Source organism: Flavobacterium piscis (assembly GCF_001686925.1).
Taxonomy (GTDB): domain Bacteria; phylum Bacteroidota; class Bacteroidia; order Flavobacteriales; family Flavobacteriaceae; genus Flavobacterium; species Flavobacterium piscis.
In genome coordinates this window covers 235,064-252,716 of sequence record NZ_LVEN01000027.1, presented here as the reverse complement: position 1 = coordinate 252,716, position 17,653 = coordinate 235,064, and the positions used below count along the sequence as shown (strand labels likewise).

The 17,653-nt window shown below is 34.4% G+C and carries 14 protein-coding genes; 6 read left to right on the top strand and 8 right to left on the bottom strand.

Annotation, left to right across the window (positions count from 1 at the left end):
- The first annotated feature begins 266 nt into the window (after nt 1-266).
- Together FLP_RS11710 and FLP_RS11705 are read left to right on the top strand one after the other, a co-directional pair.
- Nucleotides 267-1,388 (top strand): hypothetical protein, encoded by a 1,122-nt coding sequence (locus FLP_RS11710; protein ID WP_065449693.1) that lies wholly within the window; start codon nt 267-269, stop codon nt 1,386-1,388.
- A 10-nt stretch (nt 1,389-1,398) separates the two neighbouring features.
- Nucleotides 1,399-2,172, top strand: a complete 774-nt coding sequence (locus FLP_RS11705) for a porin family protein (RefSeq protein ID WP_065449692.1) — start codon at nt 1,399-1,401, stop codon at nt 2,170-2,172.
- A 187-nt stretch (nt 2,173-2,359) separates the two neighbouring features.
- On the opposite strand, the gene FLP_RS11700 is transcribed toward FLP_RS11705, so the two are convergent.
- The 5 genes from FLP_RS11700 to FLP_RS11680 form a co-directional block, all read right to left on the bottom strand.
- Complete coding sequence (locus FLP_RS11700; protein ID WP_065449691.1) at nt 2,360-2,944, bottom strand: chemotaxis protein CheB; 585 nt, start codon at nt 2,942-2,944, stop codon at nt 2,360-2,362.
- Nucleotides 2,926-3,735 carry a CheR family methyltransferase gene (locus tag FLP_RS11695; protein ID WP_065449690.1) on the bottom strand — a complete coding sequence of 270 codons (810 nt, stop codon included), beginning with the start codon at nt 3,733-3,735 and terminating at the stop codon, nt 2,926-2,928. Before FLP_RS11695 ends, FLP_RS11700 begins: the two co-directional genes overlap by 19 nt.
- Before the next feature lie 5 nt (nt 3,736-3,740).
- The gene (locus FLP_RS11690; protein ID WP_065449689.1) at nt 3,741-4,106 is read right to left on the bottom strand and encodes a response regulator; all 366 of its coding nucleotides are present in this window, start codon (nt 4,104-4,106) and stop codon (nt 3,741-3,743) included.
- Between the two features lie 164 nt (nt 4,107-4,270).
- Nucleotides 4,271-7,840, bottom strand: coding sequence for a response regulator (locus FLP_RS11685; protein ID WP_065449688.1), 3,570 nt, complete (start codon nt 7,838-7,840; stop codon nt 4,271-4,273).
- Between the two features lie 97 nt (nt 7,841-7,937).
- Nucleotides 7,938-9,152, bottom strand: coding sequence for a hybrid sensor histidine kinase/response regulator (locus FLP_RS11680; protein ID WP_065449687.1), 1,215 nt, complete (start codon nt 9,150-9,152; stop codon nt 7,938-7,940).
- A gap of 301 nt (nt 9,153-9,453) precedes the next feature.
- On the opposite strand from FLP_RS11680, the gene FLP_RS11675 reads away from it, so the two are divergent.
- Both FLP_RS11675 and FLP_RS11670 read left to right on the top strand, forming a co-directional pair.
- On the top strand, nt 9,454-10,302 hold the full coding sequence (locus FLP_RS11675; RefSeq protein WP_065449686.1) for an SDR family oxidoreductase: 849 nt from the start codon (nt 9,454-9,456) through the stop codon (nt 10,300-10,302).
- Between the two features lie 206 nt (nt 10,303-10,508).
- Complete coding sequence (locus FLP_RS11670; protein ID WP_065449685.1) at nt 10,509-10,772, top strand: SemiSWEET family sugar transporter; 264 nt, start codon at nt 10,509-10,511, stop codon at nt 10,770-10,772.
- Between the two features lie 479 nt (nt 10,773-11,251).
- On the opposite strand, the gene FLP_RS11665 is transcribed toward FLP_RS11670, so the two are convergent.
- The gene (locus tag FLP_RS11665; protein WP_065449684.1) at nt 11,252-12,085 is read right to left on the bottom strand and encodes a hypothetical protein; all 834 of its coding nucleotides are present in this window, start codon (nt 12,083-12,085) and stop codon (nt 11,252-11,254) included.
- Nucleotides 12,086-12,549: 464 nt separating this feature from the next.
- Nucleotides 12,550-12,888 (bottom strand): hypothetical protein, encoded by a 339-nt coding sequence (locus FLP_RS11660; protein WP_065449683.1) that lies wholly within the window; start codon nt 12,886-12,888, stop codon nt 12,550-12,552.
- 228 nt (nt 12,889-13,116) lie between these two features.
- Between FLP_RS11660 and FLP_RS11655 the strand changes: the two genes are divergently transcribed.
- On the top strand, nt 13,117-16,320 hold the full coding sequence (locus FLP_RS11655; RefSeq protein WP_065450257.1) for a PAS domain S-box protein: 3,204 nt from the start codon (nt 13,117-13,119) through the stop codon (nt 16,318-16,320).
- Nucleotides 16,321-16,328: 8 nt separating this feature from the next.
- Here FLP_RS11655 and FLP_RS11650 read toward each other — a convergent pair whose 3' ends face one another.
- Nucleotides 16,329-16,760 (bottom strand): response regulator, encoded by a 432-nt coding sequence (locus FLP_RS11650; RefSeq protein ID WP_065449682.1) that lies wholly within the window; start codon nt 16,758-16,760, stop codon nt 16,329-16,331.
- Nucleotides 16,761-17,015: 255 nt separating this feature from the next.
- On the opposite strand from FLP_RS11650, the gene FLP_RS11645 reads away from it, so the two are divergent.
- A complete protein-coding gene (locus FLP_RS11645) occupies nt 17,016-17,516 on the top strand; it encodes a pyridoxamine 5'-phosphate oxidase family protein (RefSeq protein ID WP_065449681.1) in 501 nt (166 codons plus the stop codon).
- The last annotated feature ends 137 nt before the right edge of the window (nt 17,517-17,653 follow it).

The window sequence follows — 17,653 nt, the reverse complement described above, 5'->3', positions numbered from 1 at the left end:
ATGTTGGTAAAAAAGAGAAACTTCCTGAAAATTTGATCAAAAAAAGTTGACTGACAGGTGGTACTTTCTTAAAAATTATGATAAATGGTAAGAAAATTTATTTAACTTTAACAATAATTAACATATAAATTAAGTTCAACTATCTAAAAGCCTAATTTCTTACCCGCCTGTAATACAAAAAGATAAGCCGAAATTTTCCTAAAATACATTAGTACATATTTATTTTACGCAGTTCTATTAATTAACAATTATAAACACGAAATTCAATGAAATGTAAGACACTAATATCAGCCTCTTTATTATTATTTAGCATTCAAATTTTTGGACAGGTCTACACCGAAAAAATAGTAGGAGAAAAAAATAAGGAATTAAAAGACAGTCTTAAAATAGAGAAATATCCATACGCCTTGCCTATTTGGGGAGAAAAAGTGGCACAAAAAGGGTATAAATTACCTTATTCAGCCGGACTTTCAATAAATTATTTCTGGCAGGATTCTGAAATTACAATCAAAGATTTAGAAGTAGGTTTTAATAACGGACCTTTATATAATTTAGACGAAATAGTTCGTTTTGATAAATCATCAGTTGAAGCCGGCGCACTAACTATCAGACCCGATGTCTGGCTGTTACCTTTCCTGAATGTTTATGGAATTTTTGGAAAAGCAAACTCAACAACTAAAATTAATGCGGGAATCTGGGTTCCTGATGCTGACAATAATTGGTCGCAGGTGGCGAGTTTTAGCACAAAAGCCAATTTTAATGCCACCACATTTGGACTGGGTCTGACACCGACGATAGGTATAGGAGGCGGTTGGTTTGCATTAGACATGAATATGAGCTGGACAGATGTAAGCGCTCTGGATAAACCTGCTTTTTCATATATTTTTGGACCAAGATTAGGAAAGACTTTTAAATTGCGTAAACCTGAAAGAAATATTGCCCTTTGGGTAGGTGCGTTTAGGGTACACATATCGGGCGATACAAACGGAAATATTGCCTTATCTGATGTTATTGACTTAGATGGCGCACAAGGTAAGGTCGATAGCGGATTAGACAAAGTTTCTGAAAACCAAGCAAAAGTAGATACATGGTGGAATGCTTTAACGCCTGCACAACAAGCAAATCCGGTCAATATTGCCAAACACAATACTGCAGATCGGGCATTAGAAAAAGCAGGAACTTTTTTAACAACGATGGATGGCGCTTTGAGCACGGCAGGTTCTTCGACTATACAATATTCGCTTCAAAAAGCGCCTAAGGATATGTGGAACTTTCTGATAGGTTCTCAATTTCAATATAATAAACACATGATGTTTCGCGCAGAAGTTGGTTTTTTAGGAAGCCGAACTCAGGTTTTAGCTGGTCTTCAGTATCGTTTTGGACTTTAAACGCAATTATATGAAAAAAGGTGTATTAGTACTTATCGCTTTCTTTAGCATGACATCTGCACGCTCGCAAGTTTTAATTTCCTTAATTTTTGGAGACAAACTGAATTCTCCTTTTCTTGAATTTGGTCTGGATGGTGGTGTGAATTTTTCTGAAATTTCAGGTCTTGAATCTTCAGGAACGAATGTAGGCTTTAATTTGGGCTTTTATTTTGACATTCGATCTAAAAAAAATCCTGCATGGATGATTAATACCGGGGTAATCGTAAAATCGCCAATGGGTGCGCACGGAATTCCGGTGTATTCGCTGAACGATGAAAATCTGGATAATACTTTTGCCGGAGGAAGTGTGAATCGCGAAATCAGGTATTTTAATGTTCCTATTTTAATTAAATATCAGTTTAAAAACAGAATCTATATAAAAACAGGACCTCAGCTTGGTTTATTAGCGAAAGCTTTTGATGAATTTAAAAAAGAAGTAGGAAAAGACGATGTCGTATATAAAAAGAATATCCGTGACCAGATTCGTGTTATTGATGCCGGAGTTGCCCTTGGTGTTGGTTATCATATGAATGTTGGCAATGGCTTAAACGTAACAGTGCAATACTACTACGGGCTGGTTCCTGTCATGAAAGGCGACGGACCCGATGTTTATAACAGATCTTTGTATGTAACGGCAGGATTACCTATTGGAAAAGGAAAAGCGGCACAAAAAAGAGCTGAAAAAGAAGCGGAACTGAATAAGGTTATTCTTCCGGAAGATGAGGAAGTAAAACCTAAAAAATAGTGGTTACAATCAAGGTCTAAAATGCTACAATTTGTGCCCATAGGCACTAAAATCACACTTACAATATACTATCTTTCAGTAGTTTAACTATAAAAAGATAACTATTGCGTACCTACGGCACGCTAAATTTATTCTTACTACCAACATTTAGTGCCTTGCGGCATATGCCAAATCTTGATTAAGATTATTAAATATTTATAGAACGTAATAATTCTAATATTTCCTGATTGTCTAAAACAAAATCAGGATTAGTGTTTAAAATGGCATTATGAGGCATAAAAGGCATCTCTGCTACTGTTGGGTTTTGTACGACAATGGTTCCTCCTGCTGCTTTAATAGCTTTTAAACCATAAGTTCCATCTGTATTAGAACCTGACAATAAAATTCCAACTAAAGCTTCTCCATATATTTCTGAGGCGGATTCAAACGAAACATCGATACTTGGACGGCTGTAATTGATTTTCTCTGAGATATCTAATGAAAGAGTATCATTTTTTTCGAATAATAAATGATAATTAGATGGCGCGACATAGATGTAACCCGGTACAAGAGGCACTTTATCCTCTACTATTTTTACGGTAATACTGGATTTCAGAGCAATTAATTCCTCTAAAGTCTGATCGTCTGTGCTTTTTCTGTGCAAAACAATTACAACAGCAAAACCATTTAATTGTGATAGATCAGGCAAAATTTGCATTAAGGCATTTAAGCTTCCTGCAGACCCTCCTATTATGACTACTTTACAATTTGCTATTATTTTATTTTCCTCCATATTTTCTCTTTGTCCAACTGTTTGTACTTGCTCATAGGAATAGAATATTTTATGGTTTCCTTAGTTCCAAGGGCCAGAAAACCTAAAACAGACAGACTTTCATCAAACAAATTAATCACTCTTTTTTGAAGATTATTATCAAAATAAATTAAAACATTACGGCACAAAATAAGATCAAACTCATTAAATGAAGTATCTGAAACTAAATTATGCTGTGAGAAAACCATTTTCTCAGCCAGTTCTTCATTAAATTTAGCAATACCGTAATTGGCGATATAATAATTAGAAAAATCTTCCTTTCCGCCTGCATCGCGATAATTTTCTGAGTATTCTTTCATCATTCGCAAAGGGAAAATTCCTTTTTTGGCTGTTTCTAAAACAGTGGCATTAATGTCTGTTGCATAAATTAAAGATTTATGGAGCAAACCGGCTTCTTTTAGCATAATGGCCATCGAATAGACTTCTTCTCCTGTAGAACATCCTGCATGCCATAATCTGATAAAAGGTTTGGTACCCAGTAAGGGCAATATTTCATTTCTAACCACGGCATAAAAAGAAGGATCGCGAAACATCTCGGTTACATTAACTGTGATTTCGTCGACCATTCGTTTATAATATTCAGGATCATAACGAACTCTTGAAAGAAATTCATGAAAATGCCTAAATCCATCAAGATGAATTAATCTGTTTACTCGTCTTTTTAGAGAAGCGCGTGAATAACTACTAAAGTCAAAACCATAATATTCATATATCTCATTGATAAGCGTTTCTAACTCAATATCCTCAATCATACTTCTTACATTTTGCTTAAAATAAGCAGTAATTTATCTACATCAACAGGTTTAGAAATATAAGCATCTGCGCCAGCCTCTAAACATTTTTCCTTATCTCCTGTCATCGCCTGGGCTGTTACCGCAACAACATAAGTTGATCTCCTGTCAGGCAATGCTTTTATTAACGGAATAGCATCATAACCATCCATTTCGGGCATCATCATATCGATCAGGACAGCATCGATGTGTTCATCAGTACTCAATAATTTCAAAGCTTCTTCAGCACTTAAACAAGACAAACAATCGAATGATTTTGCACGTAAAGTGTGCTCTAAAGCAAAAATATTTCTAGAGTCATCATCAATAATTAAGAGTCTTTTTTTATTCATTTCGTCCACTTTTATTTGGTTTGTTTTTTTTGTAACGAATTATTTGTTTGTTTTTTTTGTAACGAATTATTTGTTTGTTTTTTTTTCACGAATTGCACGAATTTTCACTAATTAATTAAATCCTTATTTGTGATAATTCGTGCAATTCGTGGCTAACTTTTTTATTATATCTTATCATATAACCATACTCTCAACAACGAAAGCAACTGATCAATATCAACCGGCTTTGTAATATAATCTGATGCTCCGGCTTTGATACATTTTTCTCTGTCGCCTGTCATTGCTTTGGCTGTAACGGCAATTAAAGGTAAATTCAGGAATGTAGGAATGCTTCGTATTTTTTCGGCTGTTTCATAACCGTCCATATTAGGCATCATCATATCCAGTAAAACAATATCAGTATCTGTGTGTTCTTCCAGAATTTTAATGGCTTCTTTACCATCAAAAGCTGTAATTACATTCATTTTAAAAACTTCTAATGCTTTTGTTAATGAATAAATATTACGCACATCATCATCCACAATTAATACTTTTTTATCGTGCAGGATATTATTTAGTAAATTTAGCTTTTTATGGCTTTCTTTTTGTTCTTTCGGATCTTTTTTATCTTCTACTAAATGCAAAAAGAGCGAAACTTCGTCTAACATTCTTTGGTAAGAATGTGCGGTTTTTACAATAATCGAATCGGCGTATTTTTTAATTTTCACTTCTTCTTTCATCGACAAACTTTTTCCTGTAAACACAATTACCGGAAGATTTTCTAATCCCGGAGATTTCTTTACGCCATCTAGAATTTGGTACGCATGTTTGTCCGGAATTCCCATATCAAGAATCACACAATCTACTTCGGTTTTGTTTAAAGCTTCTAATCCCTGAGAAACCTCGCTTTTTATTTCTGAATTAATATTGTACGTTTCTAAGAAATATGCCAAAGCTTTTGCATGTTTTGGATTATCTTCTATAATCAAAACTTTTTGGGCTTCTTTGTTTATGATATGCTCGATTCGTAAAAACACGTCCGGAATTTTCTCGAAAGCGACCGGTTTGTCTAAGAAATCTACAGCACCTTTTAGTAAACTTTCCTGTTTTAGTTTATGCGATGACATAATATGAACCGGCATGTGTTTGGTTGCCGAATGATTTTTTAATTCTTCTAAAACTTCCCAACCACTTTTTATTGGTAATTCTATATCTAATAAAACACCAACCGGATTATACAGCAATGCAAAGTTTAAAGCATAATCGCCACGTACGGAAACAACGCCTTTATATCCTTTTTTTCTGGTAAATGTTAAAAGCGACTTTGCAAAATTAATATCATCTTCAACAATCAGGATTACTTTATCTCCAGGCACAATTGAATCTCTGTCATCCTCAATCTCGGCAGGAATAATTTCGCTGATGTATTTTTTCTTCGTCGGCGTTTTTTCTTCCGGTTCTATTTCTGTAAATTCTGTTGGCGGAATTCTGTCTACATTAATTTTATGAACTGCAGATCCAAAAACCGGTAAACATAAGGTAAACGAACTTCCTTCATTCTCCTTACTATGCAAGATAATTTCTCCGCGAAGCAGTTTTGCCAATTCACGACTGATGGATAATCCTAAACCGGTTCCGCCGTATTTACGTTTGGTAGAACCATCGGCTTGTTGAAACGCTTCAAAAATTAAAGGCTGTTTGTCTAACGGGATTCCAATTCCGGTATCTTTTACGATGAAACAAATAATTTTATCGTCGTCAGTATTAATTTTAATTTCTAAAGTTACTTTTCCTTTTTCGGTAAATTTAATCGCGTTTGAAATTAAATTTTTAAGAATTTGCTCTAAACGCATTTTGTCTGTTTTAATGACAATTGGCGCATCTTTCGTAAGAATTTCAAATTCAATACCTTTTTCTTTCGCTACCAGATTAAATAAATTCCATAACGTATCTGTAATTTCCTTAGTCGAAACATCCAGGAATTCAAGTTCCATTTTTCCGGCTTCGATTTTAGATAAATCCAGAATTTCATCAATTAAACCTAACAAACTATTTCCTGAACTCTGAATTACTTTTGCAAATTCAATTTCTTCGTCCACCATGCTTTTATTGTTATTTTCAGATAACAAACGGCTTAAAAGCAAAATAGAGTTTAAAGGTGTTCTTAACTCGTGCGACATATTGGCCAAAAACTCTGACTTATAACGGGTTGTAAGTTCTAAAGCCTCAGATTTTTTCTGAATTTCATTGTTTTTTTCTTCCAGTAAAACGCTTCTTTCAGACAATTCCTCATTAGTTTGCTCTAACTCTTCCTGTTGCACTCGTAACTCTTCTTCAGAAGCCTGAAGTTTTTCTGTTTGCGCTTCTAATTCGGCATTAATAGCTTCTAATTCACTATGCTGCACCTGAAGTTCTTCAGACTGAGATTTGGTTTCTTCAAGCAATTCCATCACTCGTTTTCTGTTCTGAGTCGATTTAATAGCAATACCTATGTTGTTTGAAACGCTCTTTAAAAATTCTAAATGCAAATCCGAAAATCCGTAAACACTCGCCAATTCTATTGCTCCCTCGATTCTGGTATCCAGTAACGGCACTGCTACGATATGTGTTGGTTTTATTTGCCCCAAAGCATAATTAATCTGAATATTATCCGGAGATAACTCTTTCAATTCCAGAATCTTTCCTGAAACAATAGCCTGACCAATTAAGCCTTCGCCTTTTTGAATGCGTTCGCGATTTTTGCCCGCTATATAGCTATATCCTCCTGCAATAAAAAGTTCATTATCTTCTAAAACATATAAAACCCCTGCACTGCTATTGGTGTACTGACACACGAATTCGATAACATCTTTTGATAATTTTTGCAGCGTTTTATCGCCCAGCATTACATTATTAAGATTTGCGATACCGGTTTGAAGCCATTCTTTTTGAGACAATAAATCAAAAGAACTTTTTAAGGAAATTCCCATACTGTTTAGAGATTCTCCCACACTTCCTAAAGCATCACTCTTATTATCATCTACTCTGATATCATAATTTCCGTTCGAAATATTACTTGCAATAGAACTTATCACTTCAATTCTTTGCGCAGTTTCGCGGTCTTTTTTCTCTAATTCGTTCTGAAGTAAAGCGCGTTCGTTGAAATCTTTCAAAATTCGCATCAAAAAGACAATCGAAATAACAAAAGCGATAATAAACGCTACAATAATCAGGACAATACTGTATGTACCGTAACGTTCTGAATTTTCGTTGCGTACTTTTAAAAGGCCTTGCTCAGTATTTTCAACCGATTTTATTTGCACTCGCAAATCATTCATCATATTTCGACCTTCGGTAAGATCAAATGTTGCGGCGTTTTTTCCGAGGCGTTTTTTTACAATTTGATTGTTTAAGTATTTGAAAAAGTTTTCTCGAAGCACTTTTAATTCCTTTAACTGCATTTGCTGCGCCGGATTATCAACTGTAAGTTCTGTTACTTTTTCGAAAAAAACTTTAGATTTTGCCTCTGCATCATTATATCGGTCTACAAATTGTTCGTCGCCCGCAATCAAATAGCCGCGCATACTGGTTTGCGCCTCAGTCACTACAGCAGAACCTTCGTTTAGGTTGTAAATAACTTCCTGAGTATGATTTACCCACGAATTACTGTCTAACAAGCTTTTTATACTAAGAAATGAGGCCGTGGAACTGACCATTAATACTATTAAGGAAACTAATGAACTTATTAATAAATTTCTTCTAAAATTACTCTTCATATTTTCAATTTAAAATGATATGATACTTCGCAGTGCTTTTTGTTTTTTTAATTTATATTTTACTTCCGCATCTTTTTTTACGCTACGGATTTTTTATTTATTCGTATTTTAAAGGAAGGATAATAATAAAGCTTGCCCCCTGACCTATCTGACTTTTTGCTGTAATTAATCCGTTATGTTTTTCGATGATTTTTTTAGCAATTGCCAATCCAATTCCGGTTCCTTCATACGACTGGCGGTCATTTAAACTCTGGAAAATAATAAAGATCCTGTCGAGATAAATTTCATCAAAACCAATTCCGTTATCTTTTACTGTAATTCTGCAAAATTTCCCTTCCGGGGAAGTTGGACTGTCAAATGATTTATCCGAAATGATTTCCGAAGTTATTTCGATTAATGGATGTTGAGCATTTCCTGAGAATTTTAAAGCATTCCCGATCAAATTCTGAAAAACTTGACGCAACTGACTCGGAATACTATCTATCGTAGGAAGTTCATTCGATTTTATGATGGCATTTTTTCTTTCGATCAAATAATCAAAATCAGATAAAACTTCCTGCAGCACCACATTCAAATCTGTTACTTCGGGTTTTACCTGCGATGATAATCTTGAATAAGCCAGTAAATCAGTAATCAGCGTCTGCATTCTTTCAGCCGATTTTATGGTACGATTGACGTAATCAACTGCTTTTGCATCATCGGCCAGATAAAGTTCCTTGATGATTTTGATAAAGATCTGGATTTTTCGGATGGGTTCATTTAAATCGTGCGAAACGACCCAGGAAAATTGCTGGAGTTCGTGATTTTTCATCTCTAATTCTTCGTTTTTCAAAACCAGTTCCTTGGTTCTTTCGGCGATCTTAATTTCGAGATTATCCTGAGCCTCTTTTCTTATTATTATTTCTTTAGAAAGTAATTCTTTTATGCCCTTTAATTCCCTTTGCTGCTCATACAGTTTTAAAAATGTTTTTACTTTTAAAATCAGTAAATCACTGTCAACAGGTTTGGTAATGTATTCAACTGCACCAGTTTCATATCCTTTAAAAATATATTTTTTTTCGATATTAAGTGCTGATAGAAAAATGACCGGAATGTCTTTGGTTCGTTTGTTACCCGAAAGAATTTTTACCACTTCGAAACCGTCAAGTCCCGGCATCTGAACATCCATTATAATCAGGCAATAGTCTGTCTTTAAAATTTTCTTTAGGGCTTCTTCACCAGACTCTGCAGTATCTACATCAATATCATGTAGCTCTAATGTTTTCTTCAAGGCAATAATATTTGCCTTTATATCGTCAACGATTAATACCATACTGGTTGGGGGAGTAAAGTTTTATGAATTAAAATTTATTTTTGGTTTGAAATAACTTTGAAAAATGCCATTAAAAATAGCTGATCCTACTTTTAGATAACGTTAGTCAAACCTTCAAATTTATAAAAAAAAAGGAAACTGATCTTTTATCGAGAATTTAATTCGTTACATAATTCCCATGTTCTATATTCAAATTATATAAGGCTTTTTTATTGCGATAATCTTAAATTTCTTTCAGTTAATGCATTGAATTATCATTAACTATTTTAGAGTCAGATTAATTGCTTTAAAATTACAAGTTATGAAAAAGACGAAAACATTTCCCGAACAAAAACAAAACCTTCCGGGCAACGAACATCTAATGCATCCGGAACCTGAAGTAATAAGAGAAAACTATGTTGGAAGCGGAAAACTATTAGGAAAAGTAGCTTTTATAACCGGCGGCGACAGTGGTATTGGACGAAGTGTTGCCGTACATTTTGCCAGAGAAGGCGCCAATATTGCCATTGTTTACCTTAAAGAAGATAAGGATGCCAAGGATACAAAAGCACTAATTGAAAAAGAAGGCCGCGAATGCCTTATTATTAGCGGAGATCTCAAAGATGAAAAATTTTGCAAAAGTGCCGTAAAAAAATGCCATACGCACTTTAAGAAATTAAATATTGTAGTAAATAATGCCGCGGTACAATTTCCTCAAACCGAATTGGAAGATATCACCGCAACCCAGCTTCATAAAACATTCGAAACCAATATTTATCCTTATTTCTATATTACAAAAGCCGCGCTTGCGTTTTTAGAAGAAGGCGATACGATAATAAATACTAGTTCTGTCACGGCGTATCGCGGCAGCGAACATCTTGCAGATTATGCCAGTACAAAAGGCGCCATCGTGAGTTTCACCAGATCATTATCGACAATGCTTGCCAAGAAAAAAATACGGGTAAACGGAGTAGCTCCAGGCCCAATATGGACTCCTTTGATTGTGGCGAGTTTTGATAAATTATCTGATTTTGGAAAAGACAATCCCATGGAAAGAGCCGGACAGCCATCAGAGGTTGCTCCTGCGTATGTATTTCTGGCTTGCGAAGACAGCAGTTATATTACTGGGCAATTTATACATATTAATGGCGGCGAAATGATTGGAGGATAGATTAATTTGCCACTAAGGCACTAAGGCGCAAAGTTTTTTTTGAATTTATTTTACTTTTAGATCGCACAATCCCGATAGCGATCGGGAGCAAAGTACCAAAGTTCTATTCACTAATTTATATAAAGTTATTTTTAGATTTGAAATTAAAAAACTTTGCGACTTGGTGCCTTCGTGGCAAAACCATAGCACCTTAAAAACAAAAAAAAATGAATTTAATAGATATTCTTGGCCTCTTCGCCGGAACCTGCGTTACGATATCAGTGATTCCGCAGATTATAAAAGTCTGGAAAACTAAAAAAGTGAAACAAATCTCACTTAAAACCTTTAGCATCCTGACTTTCGGAATTTTAGTTTGGATTATTTATGGCATTTTAAAAAACGATTTGCCTATTATAATTACCAACAGTGTCTCTTTCTGCCTGAACTTGATAATGGTTTATTTTATTATTTATTACGAAAAGGAGAGTTAAAGGAAGGTTCTAAGAGTCTAAGATGCTAAGGTTCTGAGTTTTTTTTTGCCACGAAGACACTAAGGCACAAAGTTTTTTTTATTTACAAATTACAAAGACTCAAATAGAAAAATCTGCGACAATCCGTGTTTTGGCAAAGCGAATCAGTGTCATCCGTGCGCCATTTACCACAAAGACATTAAATTGCAAAGTTTTTTTCAGCACAACACAATTTAAAAAACACTCAAAATATAAAATCCGCGACAATCCGCGTTTTCGCGAAGCGAATCCGTGTCATCCGTGTGCCATTTACCACAAAATTGGAAAGTTTTTTTCAACACAAATTTAAGGAAGACTCAAATAGAAAATCCGCGAAAATTCGTGTTTTCGCGAAGCGAATCAGTGTCATCCGTGTGCCATTTACTCGCAGTTCAAACATAAAAAAAACAGCTCGTAGAAAGCTGTTTTTTTTCGTAAAGAAGTAGTATATATAATGCTTATTAGCTAGCTAATTTTTGATTGTATGGCTTATACGATAAATGATATTTTTCTTTAAAAATACGCGGTAAATAGTTTCGACTTGCTAATCCTGCAGCATTAATTGCTTCAACAATATTCATTTGTGAGATTCTTTTAATTCCGCTAATTTGTCTTGCTGCTAAATTAACAATAGGATCAAACGTACTCATGTAATTGTAACTATGTTGGGCTATCTCCATTTCGATAATCTCTTTCAGAATCAGTTTTTTAAGCAGGTTTCTAACAACTCCCTGTTGCGGAAGCGCTTTTAGCTCTTGCCATTTCTGAATTACTTTTAAACTCTCTGATCCTGTATAAATAAAATTTCCAGATTCAGACATGAATCTTTTCTTTAATTGCGCAATCATTTCTAAATTCTGACAGTCTTCTCCCGCCACTGTTGGCATTCCGATCAAAGAAAACTGAATTCTTTTATGACTTTCAAAATACAAAACACTATTTATAACTGATGTATTGCTCAAAACTCCGGTTTGATTCTTTTTAATATTTTTTTTCTCACCATTTGCACCAAAACTATGTGATAAATTTCCGTTTTCACAATAAGCAAAAAGCACCGGTGCAGATTTAAAAGCTTCTACGCTTAGAGATACATCCTCATTAAATACAAGATCAAAATGCATGTGAGACATTTTGTTTTCAAAACAAATACCGCTAATAGTTCCTTTTGCCCACTTTGATATGATGGTCAATTTGTATTCGTTATTAGTATCGGTAATCAATTCGGCATTAAAACTATCTTTAAGGTCATTAAAAATAGAATTGAATCCTCCTGTATTTAAGTATAGTTTTTTCATAATGGTTTGATTTTAATAAACTGGTTCGTACATATTTAAGCACAAACATTAAATTTGGTTTTATCTTATTTTGATAATTCAAATTTCATAAATATTGTTAATCAAAGCTTTATACAATTTCAGTCAGATATTTCATAATTCTTACAAGTGCTTTTTTTTTCATGAAAACACTTTTGCTTTTTTTGCCACGAAGACACAAAGGCACAAAGTTTTTTAATTGTCATAATCTCGGCAAAGCCGCAGAGTCGCAAAGCTTTTTGATTTTTCCTCTTTTCCTTTTTTTCTTTGCTACTCGCTGCGGCTTTGCGAGATTAATTACAACATTTAGCAATTAAATTCTTCGCGCCTTAGCGCCTTCGTGGCAAAAACCTCAGAACCTTATAAAAACAAAAGCAGCTGCCCCGGATAAATCCGGAACAACTGCTCCCCAGCAAAATAAAAAAATACTAATCTATTTTCTTTTCTTATGTAAGTTCATTGATATCACCGTTTTTAGCATAGTTTGCCTTTGGGATATCTTTAAAAAATTCAGCTTCTTCGAGATCAGCCGTTGGGCCATAACCTATTAAATGTGTTCCTTTTATCTGATCTTTTGTTTCAATTATATACAAAATAGACATATCATCAGGATCACTCATTCCTTCATAACGGTGATGTGCTACAATAAAAATTTCATTTGGCTGATAAGCATATTTCGTTTCAGAGTCTAATAAAGTTCCTCCTTCAAATAAAAAATTAGAAGTATATCCCTGCTCCTGATATTTTTTGATATAATCGGTTTCGTGTTTTTGCTCTTTTTTCATGACTTTATTGTATTTAAGATTTTTTTCAAATCTATTTGTAATTCAAATTTCATGAATGATTACAAATAAAATTAACTCAATAGATTTAAAAATTACCTCATTCAAAAAATCAAAAAAGAAATCAATAATTAATTTACTAATTTTAACAATTCTATATTATCTATTATAGAAATATTATATTTATTACCAAATACTTTCTTGTTTTAACCAGAAACAAAAATGACTTTAATGATTACTAAAAATCACGATTTTCTTGCCAAAGGAGGCGAAATGGGCGCGCTGACACGTGCTAAAGACTGGAGCAAATCTTCTATTGGCCCTGTTGAATCATGGCCGCAAAGTTTGCGTACAACTTTAGGAATACTTTTAAACTCAAAATTCCCTATGTTCTTATTTTGGGGACCGGATCATATTTGCTTTTACAATGATGCGTATCGCCCAAGCCTTGGTAACGACGGAAAACATCCTGCCATATTAGGACAAAAAGGTGCTGAATACTGGTCGGAAATCTGGGATTTTATAAAACCGCTAATCGATCAGGTGCTTACTGAAGGCGAAGCCACCTGGCACGAAGACCAGCTTTTACCCATATACAGAAACGGAAAAATGGAAGACGTGTACTGGACCTTTAGTTATAGTCCGGTAATCGATGATGAAGGAAAAGTAAATGGGGTTCTGGTAATTTGCGATGAAACTACTAATAAGGTTAATATTCGTAAAAATCTGGAAAACAACAACCAACGTTACCTTAATAATATTTTACAGACTCCTAACGCCATGTGCATTTTTAGGGGAAAAGATTATGTTGTAGAAATTGCCAATGAGCTAATGCTCGAAATCTGGGAACGAAAGATTGAAGACGTTATTAATCAGCCCATTTTTGAAGCATTACCCGAAGTTAAAGGTCAGGGATTAGAAGATGTTTTACTTAACGTTTATACTACAGGAGAACGATTTACCGCTTACGAACTTCCGGTTAAGCTAACCCGAAAAGGCAAGATTGTAAACACCTTTATCAATGTGGTTTATGAAGCCTTAAAAGAATCAGACGGTTCTATTTCAGGAATTGTTGCCATCGCAAATGATGTTACGATACAGGTAATTGCCAGAACGGCTGTAGAAGAAAGTGAAAAAAGATTTAGAGATACCGTAAAACAACTTCCGCTTGGAATTGCAATTCTTAAAAGTGCAGATTTGGTGGTCGAAATGGCCAATGCTACGTATCTTCAAATTATCGATAAAACAGAAGAAGATATTCTTGACAAACCTGTTTTTGCGACACTTCCTGAAGCTAAAGATACTGTTCTTCCGTTGCTTTCAAAAGTTTACGAAGACGGAATTCCTTACTATTCAGATGAATTAGAGGTGACTTTAAATCGTTATGGCAAGCAGGAAGTTGGTTATTTTAATCTTGTTTTTCATCCTTTAAAAGAAGAAAACAATATAGTGGGCGTTATTATTGTGGCGCACGAAGTTACCAAGGCTGTGCAAGCCCGCTATCTCTTAACACAGAGTGAAAAGGCTTTTCGAAATTTAGTTATGGATTCTCCTATTGCCATGGCAATTTTTAGAGGAAAAGACCATATCATCGAAATGGCCAATAATGCCATGATGAAAACCATCTGGCAAAAAAAGAAAAAAGAAACTATTGGAAAACCTATAACCGAGGTATTCCCCGAATTATTAGAACAAAAATATCCCGAATTACTGGATCAGGTTATACTGAACAAAAAAATTGTTCGTGAAAATGAAGCGATTGCGTATGTAAATATTAAAGGTAAACTCAAAAAGTTTTATCTTGATTATCAATACACTCCCTTACTCGAAAAAGAAGGTGAAGCTTCCGGCGTAATGGTGACAGTAAATGATGTAACCTCAAAAGTTGAAGCCCGTAAAAAGGTTGAAAATGCCGAAGAACGTGCCAGATTAGCTGCAGAAATTGCCGAAATTGCAACTTGGGATGTAAATCTTGTAACGCAGGATTTAATTTACTCAGAAAACCTTGCTGCTATTTTTGGGCATGATAAAACGGTAAAAATAACACGCCCGGAAATTCGAAGTCAGATTCATCCTGATGATACAATTATTTTAGAGGAAGCTTATAAAGTGGCTCTTAAAACCAGTATTTATAAATATGAAGCCCGCGTTATTAAACCCGATAATTCTGTGAGCTGGATAAAAGCACATGGTAAAATATTTTTTGACGAGAGTAAAAATCCTGTAAAAATGCTGGGCACAATAATGGATATTACAGACGAAAAAAACAGCCAGCAAACTTTGATTAAGAGCGAAGAAAAATTCAGACTACTTGCTGATTCTATGCCACAGCATATCTGGACCAGTGATGCATTGGGTAATCTTAATTATTTTAATGAATCTGTTTATACCTATTCCGGAATTCCTGTTGATGAAATTGAGAAAAAAGGCTGGCTGCAAATTGTACATCCTGAGGATCGGGAAGCCAATGTAAATACCTGGATGGAAGCTATAAAAACCGGAAATGATTTTTTACTGCAGCATCGTTTTCGTCGTCATGATGGCGAATACAGGTGGCAATTAAGCAGGGCAATTGCGCAAAAAGATGATCAGGGAAAAATTCAAATGTGGGTGGGTACAAGCACTGATATTCAGGATCAAAAAGATTTTACATCTAAACTCGAAAAAGAAGTTCAGGAGCGCACAGCACAACTTGAACTCAAAAACAAGGATCTTATTAATATGAATATTGAGCTGCAGTCTTTCGCTTATATTTCAAGTCATGATTTACAGGAACCGTTGCGTAAAATTCAAACTTTTGCAAGCCGATTGTCTGATTTAGACGAGCAGAATATTTCGGCGAAAGCCAAAACATATTTAAGCAGAATTGAAGTTTCGGCAAAAAGAATGCAGACTTTAATTCAGGATCTTTTAGAATATTCAAGAACAAACTCTGCCGAAAGGGTCTTTGTAAAAACCAATTTGGATGATATTGCAGAGGAAATACTAAGTGACTTTTCAGACCGTATCGAAGAAAAGAATGCTTTTGTTAATTTTCATCCTTTGGGGGAGGCAACTATTATTCCGTTTCAGTTCAGACAATTACTGCATAATCTGATTGGGAATGCTTTAAAATTCTCTAAGAAGAATGTTGATCCTGTTATTGAAATTCGTGCCGAAAAAATCATCGGAAAAAGCATTAAACAAGACATAAATTATCCTGAAAGAATGTACTATCACATGAAAATTTCGGACAACGGAATTGGTTTTGATGCGGAGTACAGGGAGCGTATTTTTGAGGTCTTTAAACGTCTGAATACAGAAACTGAATTTGCTGGAACAGGGATTGGCCTTGCAATTGTGAAAAAGATTGTAGAAAACCATAAAGGATTTATTACGGCAAGTGGCGAAAAAGGCAAAGGTGCCACTTTTGATATCTACATTCCTGAATTATAATATTTTAATTACGTTTTATAAACAAAGTTTTGAGCGGTTGGATTGAATTTTTTCCAATCGATTTCTAATGCATGCTCAATAGATCTAATGATGTCTTTCATCAAAACAGGTTTTGTAATGAAGTAGCTAGCCCCTAGTGTACGGCATCTTTCAATGATACTTGGCTCGTTTGAAGTCGAGAAAATAATTACCGGAATATCATTTTTTACTTTTGAATTTCTCAATTCAGTCAAAACATCAAATCCATTTTTACCCGGCATATTCAAATCTAAAAAAACAACATGTGGTGTTGGCGGCGGATTGTAAATAGCATTCAATAACTTTTCGCCTCCAGAATAGGTCTGAAGCTGTATTTTTTTTGATAATGATTCTACTGCATCTGTAAAAATGCTCAAATCGTCTTCATCATCATCAGTATAAAATATAGTAAAATCAGTCATATGGTATTTCTAAATTTGGATTTTTTTCGTGTTCAAAGATAACCAAATTTCTAGATTAATCACTGCCTTTTAAATTATCAATAAAGAAATTAGTAATTGAAATCTCATAATTTTTAAATCTAATTGTGTAAGCTCAAAAGTCATAAAATTATCAACTTTACTATTATCAAGTTTATATTAAAACACTTATTATAGTACTCAGTAAATGAGAACATTAATCGAAAAATCATTTAATAAATCATAAAAAATAAAATCATGGGAGATCATAAAGACCTTACGAACGAATTTGCTGTAGATAAAATAAAAGATCTTGCAGAAAACATTAAAACGTGTATGTTTTGTACTTATAACGAATACAGACTACAATCAAGACCAATGTCTGTACAAAAAATTGATGATTTAGGCCAGCTTTGGTTTTTATCAGACAGAAACAGCAGTCATAACGCTGAGATTAGCCTTAACCCTCAGGTAGAGTTATTCTTCGCTGAACCACATGATAAATTCCTGACCTTACACGGTACCGCAAGTATATCCTACGATAGAGAAACAATTAAGGAATTATGGGATCCTATCGTGAAAGTCTGGATGCCCGAAGGAGAAGACGATCCTAACTTAAGCGTTATAAAAGTTGTTCCGGAAGATGGATATTACTGGAATAATAAAAATGGAAAAATGGTTGCAATTGCTAAAATGGCAACAGCTTTTGTAACAGGAAAAACAATGGACGACGGTATTGAAGGTAATTTAAAATTGTAGTTTTTATAAGGATAATTTAACCGCAAAGAGCGCCAGGATAAACGCAAAGCCCGCTAAGATTTATTTCTTGGCGGGCTTTTTTTTGGAGCCGCAAAGTTCGCTAAGAATTTAAAAAAGTTAGCCACAGATTAAAAGAT

Bases quoted from the DNA above. Each gene is read 5' to 3' on its own strand.
- FLP_RS11710 (WP_065449693.1), top strand. From the start codon at position 267: ATGAAATGTAAGACACTAATATCAGCCTCTTTATTATTATTTAGCATT.
- FLP_RS11705 (WP_065449692.1), top strand. From the start codon at position 1,399: ATGAAAAAAGGTGTATTAGTACTTATCGCTTTCTTTAGCATGACATCT.
- FLP_RS11700 (WP_065449691.1), bottom strand. From the start codon at position 2,944: ATGGAGGAAAATAAAATAATAGCAAATTGTAAAGTAGTCATAATAGGA.
- FLP_RS11695 (WP_065449690.1), bottom strand. From the start codon at position 3,735: ATGATTGAGGATATTGAGTTAGAAACGCTTATCAATGAGATATATGAA.
- FLP_RS11690 (WP_065449689.1), bottom strand. From the start codon at position 4,106: ATGAATAAAAAAAGACTCTTAATTATTGATGATGACTCTAGAAATATT.
- FLP_RS11685 (WP_065449688.1), bottom strand. From the start codon at position 7,840: ATGAAGAGTAATTTTAGAAGAAATTTATTAATAAGTTCATTAGTTTCC.
- FLP_RS11680 (WP_065449687.1), bottom strand. From the start codon at position 9,152: ATGGTATTAATCGTTGACGATATAAAGGCAAATATTATTGCCTTGAAG.
- FLP_RS11675 (WP_065449686.1), top strand. From the start codon at position 9,454: ATGAAAAAGACGAAAACATTTCCCGAACAAAAACAAAACCTTCCGGGC.
- FLP_RS11670 (WP_065449685.1), top strand. From the start codon at position 10,509: ATGAATTTAATAGATATTCTTGGCCTCTTCGCCGGAACCTGCGTTACG.
- FLP_RS11665 (WP_065449684.1), bottom strand. From the start codon at position 12,085: ATGAAAAAACTATACTTAAATACAGGAGGATTCAATTCTATTTTTAAT.
- FLP_RS11660 (WP_065449683.1), bottom strand. From the start codon at position 12,888: ATGAAAAAAGAGCAAAAACACGAAACCGATTATATCAAAAAATATCAG.
- FLP_RS11655 (WP_065450257.1), top strand. From the start codon at position 13,117: ATGATTACTAAAAATCACGATTTTCTTGCCAAAGGAGGCGAAATGGGC.
- FLP_RS11650 (WP_065449682.1), bottom strand. From the start codon at position 16,760: ATGACTGATTTTACTATATTTTATACTGATGATGATGAAGACGATTTG.
- FLP_RS11645 (WP_065449681.1), top strand. From the start codon at position 17,016: ATGGGAGATCATAAAGACCTTACGAACGAATTTGCTGTAGATAAAATA.